We start from the raw sequence: 11,933 nt of genomic DNA, 5'->3' as shown, positions 1-11,933 counted from the left end.
GGGCCGGGGTCCTGCTCGGCGTCCCCGGTCGAAAACCCGAGGTGACGCCAGAGCGAAACATCATAGGTCCAATCCCGGATCGGCTCGGCCCCCAGGGCGAGGGACAGGCGGCGCTCGAATTCGGTGCGCGGCAACTCGCGGCCGCCCAGGGAGGCGAGGTGGCCGGTGCGCTGCTGGCAGTCGATCATCGCCACGCCGTGCTCGCGGCAGAAGCACACCAGCGCTGCCAGCGCGATCTTCGAGGCGTCGGTATGGTGCGAGAACATCGACTCGCCGAAGAACATGCGGCCCAGGCTCACACCGTAGAGGCCGCCGGCGAGTTCGCCGTCCACCCAGGTCTCGACACTGTGCACCGTGCCGAGCCGGTGCCAGGCCACGTAGGCCTCGACCATCTCCGGCACGATCCAGGTGCCGTCCTGGCCGTCACGCGGCGTGCTCGCGCAGGCGGTGATGACACGGCGGAAGTCGTGGTCGATGCGGACCTCGTAGCCGGGTGTGCGCAGGAATTTCGCGATCGACTTGCGCAGCGAGCGCTTGAGGCGGAACTCGTCCGTCAGCAGCACCATGCGCGGGTCGGGCGACCACCACAGCACCGGCTGGCCTTCGCTGTACCAGGGGAACACCCCCTTGGAATACGCCTCGGCCAGCCGCTGCGGCGTCAGCTCGCCACCGGCGGCCAGCAGCCCCGGCGCCTCCGAGCCGGGGCCGAGCGCGCGGCGCGTGTCGGGCAGCGGGTCCTGCGGGCCGCGCAGCCAGGGGATCACGCGCGCCGGCTCCTCGTCTTCAGTTCGCGAAGGCGGCGATGCCGGTGATCGCGCGGCCGAGGATCAGCGCATGCACGTCGTGCGTGCCCTCGTAGGTGTTGACCACTTCGAGGTTGACGAGGTGGCGCGCCACGCCGAACTCGTCGCTGATGCCGTTGCCGCCCATCATGTCGCGCGCCATGCGGGCGATGTCCAGCGCCTTGCCGCAGCTGTTGCGCTTCATGATCGACGTGACCTCGACGGAGGCGGTGCCCTCGTCCTTCATGCGGCCCAGGCGCAGGCAGCCCTGCAGGCCGAGCGTGATCTCGGTCTCCATGTCGGCCAGCTTCTTCTGGATCAGCTGGTTGGCGGCCAGTGGCCGGCCGAACTGCTGGCGGTCGAGCACGTACTGCCGCGCGCGGGTGAAGCAGTCTTCCGCCGCGCCCAGCGCGCCCCAGGCGATGCCGTAGCGGGCGCTGTTCAGGCAGGTGAACGGGCCCTTCAGGCCGCGCACCTCGGGGAAGGCGTTCTCCTCCGGGCAGAACACGCGGTCCATCACGATCTCGCCGGTGATCGAGGCGCGCAGGCCGACCTTGCCGTGCACCGCCGGAGCGCTCAGGCCCTTCCAGCCCTTCTCGAGCACGAAGCCGCGGATCTGCCCGCCGTCGTCCTTGGCCCAGACCACGAACACGTCGGCGATCGGGCTGTTGCTGATCCACATCTTCGAGCCGGTGAGCTCGTAGCCGCCGTCGACCTTCTTCGCGCGGGTGATCATGCTGCCCGGGTCGGAGCCGTGGTTGGGCTCGGTCAGGCCGAAGCAGCCGATCCACTGGCCGGTGGCGAGCTTGGGCAGGTATTTCTGCTTCTGCGCCTCGGTGCCGAACTCGTTGATCGGCACCATCACCAGCGAGCTCTGCACGCTCATCATCGAGCGGTAGCCGGAGTCGACGCGCTCCACCTCGCGGGCGATCAGCCCGTAGCAGACGTAGTTGAGCCCGGCGCCGCCGTAGGCCTCGGGGATGGTCGGCCCGAGCAGGCCGAGCTCGCCCATCTCGCGGAAGATCGCCGGGTCGGTCTTCTCGTGGCGGAAGGCCTCGAGCACGCGCGGCGCGAGCCGGCCCTGGCAGTAGTCGCGCGCGGCATCGCGCACCGCGCGTTCGTCATCGGTGAGCTGCTGGTCGAGCAGCAGCGGGTCGTCCCACTGGAATGCGGCATGCTTGGTGGCCATCGTCGGTCTCCTTGATCGCCTGTCATGGTATAGCAGCGGGCATGACCTTCTCGATCGCAGACGCCCCGTTCGACACCCTCCCGGCCCTCATCGCCCGCCATGCCGCCGCACGGCCGCATGCGCCTGCGCTGGCCGACGACGACGACTCGCTGAGCTATGGCGAACTCGATGTGCTGATGGATCGCATTGCCGCGGCGCTGCAGCGCGACGGCCTGCAGCCCGGCGATGCGATCGCGCTGTGTGCCGCCGCCTCGGTGCCGCTGGCGGCCTTGTTCCTCGGCGCGCTGCGTGCCGGCGTGGTGGTGGCGCCACTGGCGCCGGGCAGCGCGCCGGCCAGCCTGCGGCGCATGGTCGACGATGCGCAGGCGAGGCGGCTGTTCGTCGATGAAGCCTCCGAAGCCGACTTCGCGGGCTGCGGCGTGCCGATCACGCGCGTCGGCGTGCTGCTCGATGACTGGCTGGCGACGCCGGGCGCGAAGCCCGAGCCCGTCGAAATCGGCTCCGACTCGCCGTTCAACATCATCTACTCGTCAGGCACCACCGGCGAGCCCAAGGGCATCGTGCAGCCGCACGGCATGCGCTGGGCGCATGTGAAGCGGGGCGTGCCGTATGGCTACGGGCCGCAGGCGGTGACGCTGCTGGCCACGCCGCTGTACTCCAACACCACGCTGGTGGTGTTCTTTCCTTCGCTCGCCTTCGGCGGCGCGGTGGTGCTGATGAAGAAGTTCGACGCGCGGCGCTACCTCCAGATCGCCCAGCGCGTGCGCGCCACGCACACCATGCTCGTGCCGGTGCAGTACCAGCGCCTGATGGCGCTGCCCGAGTTCGATGCCTTCGAGCTCGCCTCCTTCTGCATGAAGTTCTGCACCAGCGCGCCGTTCCCGGCGGCGCTGAAGGCCGACGTGCTGGCGCGCTGGCCGGGCGGGCTGGTGGAGTTCTACGGCATGACGGAAGGTGGGGGCACCTGCATCCTCGAGGCGCATGCGCACCCCGACAAGCTGCACACCGTGGGCCGGCCCGGCCCGGGTACCGACATGCGGTTGATCGACGAGGCCGGCCGCGAACTGCCGCCGGGGGAGACCGGCGAGGTGGTGGGCCACTCGCCCGGCATGATGGTCGGCTACCACCGGCGCCCGGAGGCCACGCGCGAGGCGGAGTGGTTCGACCCCACCGGCAAGCGCTTCATCCGCACCGGCGACATCGGCCGCTTCGACGAGGACGGCTTCCTGATCCTGCTCGACCGCCGCAAGGACATGATCATCTCCGGCGGTTTCAACATCTACCCGAGCGACCTGGAAACGCAGCTGCGCGAGCACCCGTCGGTGGCCGAGGCGGCAGTGGTCGGCGTGCCGTCGCAGCAGTGGGGAGAGACGCCGGTGGCCTTCGTCGCACTCCAGCCCGATGCGACGGCCGAACCTGAGGCGCTGCGTGCCTGGCTGAACGGGCGCGTCGGCAAGACGCAGCGCCTGGCCGCGTTGCATGTCGTCGACGAACTGCCGCGCAGTTCGATCGGCAAGGTGCTCAAGCGCAAGCTGCGCGAGCAGCACGCGTTGTACAGTGTCGGCCAACCCGACCGCTGAAGACTGTCAGCGATCGCTGACAAGAGCACTGGAGAGTCGATGGCCTTCACGTTTCCGTTTTCCGCGCTGGTCGGCCAGGACGAGATGAAGCTCGCGATCCTGATCGCCGCCATCGACCCCAGCGTCGGCGGCGTGCTGGTGTTCGGCGACCGTGGCACCGGCAAGTCCACCGCGGTGCGCGCGCTGGCCGCCCTGCTGCCGAAGATGAATGCGGTGGTCGGTTGCGCCTACCAGTGCGACCCAGTCTCGCCCTGCGCCGACTGCCGCGCGCGCCTGGCCGGCGGCTCGGCGCTGAAGTCTCACAAGGTCGCGGTGCCGGTGGTCGACCTGCCGCTGGGCGCCACCGAAGACCGCGTGGTCGGCGCGCTCGACCTCGAGAAGGCGCTGGCCCATGGCGTCAAGGCCTTCGAGCCGGGGCTGCTGGCGCGGGCCAACCGGGGCTTCCTCTACATCGATGAGGTCAACCTGCTCGAAGACCACCTCGTCGACCTGCTGATCGACGTGGCCGCCTCCGGCGAGAACGTGGTCGAGCGCGAGGGGCTGTCCGTGCGCCACCCGGCGCGCTTCGTGCTCGTCGGCAGTGGCAATCCGGAGGAGGGCGAACTGCGCCCGCAGCTGCTCGACCGCTTCGGCCTGTCGGTGGAGGTGCGCACACCGGGCGACGTGGTCACGCGCGTGGAAGTCGTGCGCCGGCGCGACCGTTTCGAGCGCGACCCCGAGGCCTTCGTCGCGCAGTGGCAGAAGGAAGAGGAGAAGTTGCGCCGCCGCATCGTCAAGGCGCGCGAGCGCGTGACTTCGGTGGAAGCCGGCGACGCCGCCCTGGAGCGCGCCGCCACGCTGTGCATGGCGGTGGGCACCGACGGGCTGCGCGGCGAGCTGACACTGATCCGCGCGGCGCGCGCACTGGCCGCCTTCGAGGGCGATGCGGCGGTGGGCGACGTACACCTGCGCCGTGTGGCCACGCCCGCGCTGCGCCACCGCCTGCGCCGCGACCCGCTCGACGAGGCCGGCTCGACGGTGCGTGTCGAGCGTGTGCTGGCCGAGCAGTTCGGCGCATGAACGATCTCGCCGCCGCCCGCTGGCGCGACGCCGCGCTGGCGGCGGCCGTGTTCGCGGTGGCGCCGGCCGCGCTCGGCGGCGTGATGTTGCGCAGCGGTGCCGGGCCGGTGCGTGATCGCTGGATGGAACTGCTGTCTGCACGCCTGCCCGAGGGCACGCCGCTGCGACGCATGCCGCACGGCATTGGCGACGAGCGATTGCTCGGGGGCCTCGACCTCGCGGCCACGCTGCGCTCGGGCCGCCCGGTGGCGCAGCGCGGGCTGCTGGCCGAAGCCGACGGCGGCGTGCTGCTGCTGCCGATGGCCGAGCGTATCCCCGCGGGCACCGCTGCGCGGCTGGCCGCGGCGCTCGACCGCGGCGAGGTGCAGGTGGCGCGCGATGGCATCGCGGTCACGTTGCCCAGCCGCGTCGGCCTGGTGGCTTGCGACGAGGGGCAGGGCGACGACGATCCGGTCAGCCCGGTCCTCGGCGAGCGGCTGGCCTTCCGGCTCGATCTGTCCGAACTCGGCTGGCGCGACGTGCAGCGCGAACCGTCCGCGCTGCCGGGCCCGCAGGCCGTGCAGGAAGCCCGCGCGCGTGTCGAGCGCGTCCGCGCCGAGGAGGCCGTGATCGAAGCGCTGTGTGCAGCCTGCGTCGCGCTGGGCATCGCCTCCTCGCGCGCACCGTGGTTCGCGCTGCAGGTGGCGCGCATCGCCGCGGCGCTGGCCGGGCGCGACGCCGTGATGCACGAAGACGCCGAGTTCGCGGCCCGCCTCGTGCTGGCGCCGCGCGCGACGCAGTTGCCCGCGCCGCCGGAGGCCGAGCCGCCGCCCGAGCCGCCGCCACCGCCGGACGATCCCCAAGATCGCGTGGAAGAGCAGGAAGAGCTCGCCACTCCCGATGCGCCGCTGGATGAACAGGTGCTCGCCGCCGCGCAGGCGGCCATTCCCGCCGGCCTGCTGGCGCGCCTGAAGATGGAACAGCGCGGCAGCGGAGCCTCTCGCTCGCTCGGCCGCAGTGGCCAGGCGCGCCTGGCGGGCCGCCTCGGACGGCCGGCCGGCGTGCGTGCCGGCGGCGTACAGCGCGGCGCGCGGCTGAACCTGATCGAGACGCTGCGCGCTGCCGCGCCCTGGCAGGGCCTGCGCCGCCGCGAGGGCGACACGCGCCCGGGCGTGGCCGTGCGCCCGGAAGACTTCCGCGTCACCCGCTACAAGCAGAAGAGCCGCACGACGACCATCTTCGCGATCGACGCCTCGGGGTCCTCGGCCCTGCACCGGCTGGCCGAGGCCAAAGGCGCGGTCGAACTGCTGCTGGCCGACTGCTACGTGCGCCGCGACCAGGTGGCGGTGCTCGCCTTCCGCGGCCTCGGCGCGGAGCTGCTGCTGCCGCCGACTCGCTCGCTCGTGCGCGCCAAGCGCTCGCTCGCCGGCCTGCCGGGCGGCGGCGGCACGCCGCTGGCCGCGGGCCTCGACGCCGCCTGGGCACTGGCCGAAGGCATCGCGCGGCGCGGCGACACGCCGCTGGTGGTGCTGCTCACCGATGGCCGCGCCAACATCGGCCGCGACGGCGTGGGCGACCGCGCCCGCGCCGAGGCCGATGCCCTGAAGGCTGCCGAGCGCTGGCGCGGCAGCGCGCTGGCCGCCGTGGTGGTCGACACCTCGGCGCGCCCCGAGCCGCGTGCCCGCGCACTGGCGCAGCGCATGGATGCGCTGTACCTGCCCCTGCCGCATGCGCGCGCCGCCACGCTCAACGAGGCAGTGCAGGCCGTGGCGCGCGGCGCGGCCGGGCGCTGAGCGCGGGCGAGCAGGGCGCATGGGCGAAGGCCTGGCCTGGGAGCGCGAAGGCCGTGACTGGCCCAATGCGGCGGCGAGCCGCTTCGTCGAGGCCGGCGGCCTGCGCTGGCATGTGCAATGCGCGGGCGACCCGCAACGCCCCGCGGTGCTGCTGCTGCACGGCACCGGCGCCTCCACCCATTCCTGGCGCGACCTGCTGCCGGTACTGGCGTCGCATGTCCGCGTGATCGCACCGGACCTGCCCGGCCACGGCTTCAGCGGCTGGCCCGAGGATCGCGCCAGCTTCACGTTGCCCGGCATGGCGCGCGCGGTGGCGGCATTGCTTCAGTCGCTGGACGAGCAGCCGCGCCTGATCGCCGGCCACAGCGCCGGCGGCGCCGTCGGCGTGCAACTGTGCCTGGATGGTCTGGCTGCGCCACGCATGCTGGTCGGCCTGAACGCCGCCTTGACGCCGCTGCCGGGCATGGCCGGCGCCGTGTTCTCGCCGATGGCGCGCACGCTGGTGCTCAACCCGCTGGTGCCGCGCTTCTTCGCCTGGACGGCCGGCTGGCCGGGCATGCTCGAGCGGCTGATCGACGGCACCGGCTCGGCGGTCGATCCGCGCGGCCGCGAGCTGTATGCGCGGCTGGTGCGCAGCCCCACTCACGTGGCGGCGGCGCTGGCGATGATGGCCGGCTGGGACCTCTCCGCGCTGTGGCGGCGCCTGCCCGAGCTGAAGACGCCGCTGCACCTGATCGTCGGCGACCGCGACCGCACCTTGCCACCCGACCTGGCCTGGCAGGCGGCCGGCCGCATCCGCGGCACCCGCGTGACCACGCTGTCGGGCCTCGGCCACCTCGCCCACGAAGAACAGCCCGGGCACACCGCCGCGCTGATCCGCGCCGATCTCTGAGTCCCGCCGGCTTGGCGGCGGCACCGGGATGCCGCTGTTGACGCCCATGGCGTGAGTGTCTATTCTGGTTGACACACGCTGCGATCACACAGGTTGACACCCGGCCGCCGGCCGAGCGCAGTGCAGGAGAGTGCCGTGGACGCGATGCACCGGATCGAACGCGCCCTTGCGGCTGCCGTGGACCTGGGCGAGGGGCGTGGCGGGCCGCCGAGGCTGGCGGCGGCGATCCGCCACGCGGTCTTCCCGCCCGGCGCGCGTATCCGGCCGCAGCTGTGCCTGTCGGTGGCCATGGCCTGCGGCGACGACGACCCGGCGCTGGCCGATGCCGCCGCCGTGGCGGTGGAACTGCTGCACTGCGCCTCGCTGGTCCACGACGACCTGCCGTGCTTCGACGACGCGGACGAGCGCCGCGGCCGGCCCTCGGTGCATGCGGCCTTCGGTGAGCGCCTCGCGGTGTTGGCGGGCGATGCGCTGATCGTGCTCGCCTTCCAGAATCTCGCCCTGTGCCCGGCAGCGCGGCCGCACCGCATGGCGCGCGTGATGGCGCATGTGGCCGCCGGCGTGGCCATGCCGCACGGCATTGCCGCGGGCCAGGCCTGGGAGTGCGAGCCCCGCCCGGTGCTGCGCGACTACCAGCGCGCCAAGACCGGCGCGCTGTTCGCTGCCGCCGCGGCTGCGGGCGCCGAGGCGGCAGGCGCCTCGCCCGACACCTGGCTGACCTTCGGCGACTGCCTCGGCGAGGCCTATCAGGTGGCCGACGACATCCGCGACGTGATCGCCGAGCCGCAGGCGCTGGGCAAGCCGATCGGCCAGGACGCGACCCATGGCCGGCCCAGCTCCGCGCGCGAGTTCGGCCTCGACGGCGCGCTGCAGCAGTTCGACGGCCTGGTGCAGCGCTGCATCGCCGCCATTCCCGAGTGCCGCGGTGCCTCGGCGCTGCGTGCGCTGGTGCGCGCCGAGGCACGCCGGCTCGTGCCGCTCGAGATGACGGCGGCCCACGCGCCGCACCGCAGTGCCGTGCTGCAGGAGGCGGCGCGGTGACCTCACGCCCGGCCGCAGCCGCGCCGCCGGCCGAAGCGCCCGCAGTGGCCGGCGGCTGGTCGTGGCGCGCCTGGCGCGACCGGCTGCTCGGCGACGAGCGCTTCCAGCGCTTCGCCGCCGCCTTTCCGCTGACGCGGCCGATCGCGCGGCGGCGCGCGCGGGCGCTGTTCGACCTGATGGCCGGCTTCGTCTATTCGCAGGTGCTGCTGTCCTGCGTGCGCCTGAAGCTGTTCGACCTGCTGGCCGAAGGTCCGCAGCCCTTCGGCGTGCTGTGCCACCGGCTCGACCTGGCCGAGCCGCAGGCGCAGAAGCTGCTGGCCGCCGCGCAGGCGCTCGATCTGGTCGAACGCCGAGGCGAAGACTGGGCGCTGGGCTCGCTCGGCGCGGTGATGGTGGGCAACGCGCCGCTGGTGGCGATGATCGAGCACCACGCCTCGCTGTACCGCGACCTGGCCGACCCCGTGGCGCTGTTGCGCGGTGAGCGAGGCGCCACCGAGCTGGGCCGCTACTGGGCCTACGCCGACAACGAGCAGGCCGGCGCTCTCGACGCGCAGCGCGTGGCCGACTACTCGGCGCTGATGGCCGCCTCGCAGCCGCTGATCGCCACTCAGGTGCTCGACGCCTATCAGATCGCGCGGCACCGCTGCCTGCTCGACGTCGGCGGCGGGGAGGGCGTGTTCCTCTGCGCCGCCGCGAAGCGCGCGCCGCAGCTGCGGCTGATGCTGCTCGACCTGCCGGCGGTGGCCGAACGCGCTCGCGCCCGCTTCGCCCAGGAGGGCATCGCCGATCGCGCCGAGGCCATCGGCGGCGACTTCCTGAACCGGCCGCTGCCGCGCGGCGCCGACGTGGCCTCGCTGGTGCGCGTGATGTTCGACCACCACGACGACAACGCCCTGCGCATCCTGCGGGCGGTGCGCGCCGCACTGCCCGACGACGGCACGTTGCTGGTGGCCGAGCCGATGGCCGGCACCCGCGGTGCCGAGCCGATGGGCGACGCCTACTTCGGCTTCTACCTGATGGCGATGGGCTCGGGGCGCTCGCGCTCGCCGCAGCGCCTGGCCGAAATGTTGTCGGCGTCGGGTTTCGGCGACATCCGGCAGGTGCCCACGCGGATTCCGCTGCAGACCGGCCTGCTGGTCGCACGGTGTTCACGCGCTTGATGGCCGTCAAACAATGAAAACACATGTTGACAACAAAAAGTGTCAGCGTAGGATGACACTCGAAGTCCCCAGTCAGGTGCGCCGCCGGTGCGCCACCGGGGCCGGAGCCCGGAAATGAACACCACGGCCATCGTCCTCGAGCAGCCCGAGCACCTGATGCTCAGCCGCCTCGACCTGACGCCGCCGGCCGACGACGACGTGGTCGTCGACATCGAGTACAGCGGCATCAGCACCGGCACCGAAAAGCTTCTCTGGAACGGGCGCATGCCCACCTTCCCGGGCATGGGCTACCCGCTCGTGCCGGGCTACGAATCGGTGGGCCGCATCGTCGAGGCGGGGCGGCTGGCGAAGCATCGCGTCGGCGAGCGTGTCTTCGTGCCGGGCGCGCGCTGCTACGGCGAGGTGCGCGGCCTGTTCGGCGGCGCGGCCTCGCGCGTGGTGGTGAGCGACCAGCGCATCACGCCGGTGTCCGACACCCTGGGCGACAGGAGCGTGCTGCTGGCGCTGGCCGCCACGGCCTACCACTCGGTGTCGGGTGCAGGCCAGCGCAACCCCATCGTGCCGCCCGACCTCATCGTCGGCCACGGCGTGCTCGGCCGCCTGCTCGCCCGCATGGTGGTGGTGGCCGGTTTTGCGCCGCCCACCGTGTGGGAGACCAACCCGCAGCGCATGAACGGTGCCGAGGCCCATGGCTACCCGGTGATCAAGCCCGAGGACGACGTGCGCCGCGACTACCGCGCCATCTACGACGTCAGCGGCGACGCGAAGATCCTCGACAGCCTGGTGGCACGCCTGGCCCCCGGTGGCGAGATCGTGCTGGCGGGCTTCTACACCGAGCCGATTGCCTTCGCCTTTGCGCCGGCCTTCATGCGCGAGGCGCAGATCCGCTGCGCCGCCGAGTTCAAGAAGCCCGACCTGCTGGCCGTGAAGGAGCTCGCCGAGACCGGCGTGCTGTCCCTCGACGGCCTGATCACCCACCACGCCGAGCCGATGCAGGCCGACGAGGCCTACCGCACCGCCTTCGGCGACGCGGGCTGCCTGAAGATGGTCCTCGACTGGAGACACTGCCAATGAATGCGCCCACCTCTCCGGTCATCTTCATGCGCGACGAGCGCCTGAAGGCCGAGGCCGCGATCGAACCCGATCCGGTCTCCACCTCGCCGGCCGCCAAGACCACGCAGATCATCGCCATCTACGGCAAGGGTGGCATCGGCAAGAGCTTCACGCTGGCCAACCTCAGCTACATGATGGCCCAGCAGGGCAAGAAGGTGCTGCTGATCGGCTGCGACCCGAAGAGCGACACCACCTCGCTGCTGTTCGGCGGCAAGGCCTGCCCCACGATCATCGAGACCAGTTCGAAGAAGAAGCTGGCCGGCGAGAGCGTCTCGATCGGCGACGTCTGCTTCAAGCGCGATGGGGTCTTCGCGATGGAACTCGGCGGCCCCGAGGTCGGCCGGGGCTGCGGCGGGCGCGGGATCATCCACGGCTTCGAGACGCTGGAGAAGCTCGGCTTCCACGACTGGGGCTTCGACTACGTGCTGCTCGACTTCCTCGGCGACGTGGTCTGCGGCGGCTTCGGCCTGCCGATCGCCCGCGACATGTGCCAGAAGGTCATCGTCGTCGGCAGCAACGATCTGCAGTCGCTGTACGTGGCCAACAACGTGTGCTCGGCGGTGGAGTACTTCCGCAAGCTCGGCGGCAACGTCGGCGTGGCCGGCATGGTGATCAACAAGGACGACGGCACCGGCGAGGCTGCGGCCTTTGCCGCCAATGCCGGCATCCCGGTGCTGGCCGCGATCCCCGCGCACGAGGACATCCGCCGCAAGAGCGCCAGCTACGAAATCATCGGCCGCCCCGGCACGCCCTGGGCATCGCTGTTCGAGACGCTGGCCACCAACGTGGCCGAGGCACCGCCGGTGCGACCGAAGCCGCAGACGCAGGACCAGTTGCTCGGCCTGTTCTCCGCCGAGTCGACGGGGCGCGACTTCCAGATGGAGCCGGCCACCACTTTCGACATGGTCGGCAAGCACGAGCTGATCAAGCCGACGCTCGAAGTCGTCTACGACAACGCATAGCGAGCCCGCGATGAGCTGCCATTCCGGCAAGGACCAGATGCTCGCCGCGGCCGAAGCCGCCGGCAAGAGCGAGACGCTGGCGCAGTACGCGCGCGACTACCCGCTGCCCGAAGGCATGGGGCCGCACGACCAGCCGCAGAGCATGTGCCCGGCCTTCGGCTCGCTGCGGGTGGGGCTGCGCATGCGCCGGACCGCGACCATCCTGTCCGGCTCGGCCTGCTGCGTCTACGGCCTGACCTTCACCTCGCATTTCTACGGCGCCAAGCGCTCGGTGGGCTACGTGCCCTTCAACAGCGAGACGCTGGTCACCGGCAAGCTGTTCGAGGACATCCGCGAGGCCGTCTACCGCGAGGCCGACCCGGCCAAGGTCGATGCGGTGGTGA

The 11,933-nt window shown here is 72.0% G+C and carries 10 protein-coding genes and 1 pseudogene; 9 read left to right on the top strand and 2 right to left on the bottom strand.

The annotated features are described in order from the left end of the window. Together aat and AB7U92_RS11420 are read right to left on the bottom strand one after the other, a co-directional pair. Nucleotides 1-764: leucyl/phenylalanyl-tRNA--protein transferase (aat, locus tag AB7U92_RS11425; RefSeq protein ID WP_428576457.1), on the bottom strand; the 764-nt coding region annotated here is incomplete at its 3' end. Between the two features lie 19 nt (nucleotides 765-783). Next, nucleotides 784-1,971, bottom strand: coding sequence for an acyl-CoA dehydrogenase (locus AB7U92_RS11420; protein WP_428576454.1), 1,188 nt, complete (start codon nucleotides 1,969-1,971; stop codon nucleotides 784-786). Between the two features lie 41 nt (nucleotides 1,972-2,012). Between AB7U92_RS11420 and AB7U92_RS11415 the strand changes: the two genes are divergently transcribed. The 9 genes and pseudogenes from AB7U92_RS11415 to AB7U92_RS11375 all read left to right on the top strand — a co-directional run. Next, nucleotides 2,013-3,551, top strand: coding sequence for a class I adenylate-forming enzyme family protein (locus AB7U92_RS11415; RefSeq protein ID WP_428576452.1), 1,539 nt, complete (start codon nucleotides 2,013-2,015; stop codon nucleotides 3,549-3,551). A gap of 39 nt (nucleotides 3,552-3,590) precedes the next feature. Next, nucleotides 3,591-4,610 (top strand): magnesium chelatase ATPase subunit I, encoded by a 1,020-nt coding sequence (gene bchI, locus AB7U92_RS11410; RefSeq protein ID WP_428576450.1) that lies wholly within the window; start codon nucleotides 3,591-3,593, stop codon nucleotides 4,608-4,610. After that, nucleotides 4,607-6,382 carry a magnesium chelatase subunit D gene (locus AB7U92_RS11405; RefSeq protein WP_428576447.1) on the top strand — a complete coding sequence of 592 codons (1,776 nt, stop codon included), beginning with the start codon at nucleotides 4,607-4,609 and terminating at the stop codon, nucleotides 6,380-6,382. Before bchI ends, AB7U92_RS11405 begins: the two co-directional genes overlap by 4 nt. A 19-nt stretch (nucleotides 6,383-6,401) precedes the next feature. Then, nucleotides 6,402-7,274, top strand: a complete 873-nt coding sequence (gene bchO, locus AB7U92_RS11400) for an alpha/beta fold hydrolase BchO (protein WP_428576444.1) — start codon at nucleotides 6,402-6,404, stop codon at nucleotides 7,272-7,274. A 144-nt stretch (nucleotides 7,275-7,418) separates the two neighbouring features. After that, nucleotides 7,419-8,315 (top strand): polyprenyl synthetase family protein, encoded by an 897-nt coding sequence (locus AB7U92_RS11395; protein WP_428576460.1) that lies wholly within the window; start codon nucleotides 7,419-7,421, stop codon nucleotides 8,313-8,315. Beyond that, nucleotides 8,312-9,475 carry a methyltransferase gene (locus AB7U92_RS11390; protein WP_428576442.1) on the top strand — a complete coding sequence of 388 codons (1,164 nt, stop codon included), beginning with the start codon at nucleotides 8,312-8,314 and terminating at the stop codon, nucleotides 9,473-9,475. The genes AB7U92_RS11395 and AB7U92_RS11390 overlap by 4 nt, the downstream gene beginning before the upstream one ends. A 114-nt stretch (nucleotides 9,476-9,589) precedes the next feature. Next, entirely contained in the window at nucleotides 9,590-10,549 is a 960-nt protein-coding gene (gene bchC, locus AB7U92_RS11385; RefSeq protein WP_428576439.1) for a chlorophyll synthesis pathway protein BchC, read from the top strand. Further along, nucleotides 10,546-11,550, top strand: coding sequence for a chlorophyllide a reductase iron protein subunit X (locus AB7U92_RS11380; protein WP_428576436.1), 1,005 nt, complete (start codon nucleotides 10,546-10,548; stop codon nucleotides 11,548-11,550). The genes bchC and AB7U92_RS11380 overlap by 4 nt, the downstream gene beginning before the upstream one ends. A gap of 10 nt (nucleotides 11,551-11,560) precedes the next feature. After that, a pseudogene (locus AB7U92_RS11375) lies at nucleotides 11,561-11,933 on the top strand (chlorophyllide a reductase subunit Y); the annotation flags it as partial.

The organism is Piscinibacter sp. (assembly GCF_050175855.1).
Classification (GTDB): domain Bacteria; phylum Pseudomonadota; class Gammaproteobacteria; order Burkholderiales; family Burkholderiaceae_C; genus Piscinibacter.
Note: the sequence above shows the minus strand (reverse complement) of the source record. Positions and strands in the feature narration are given on the sequence as shown.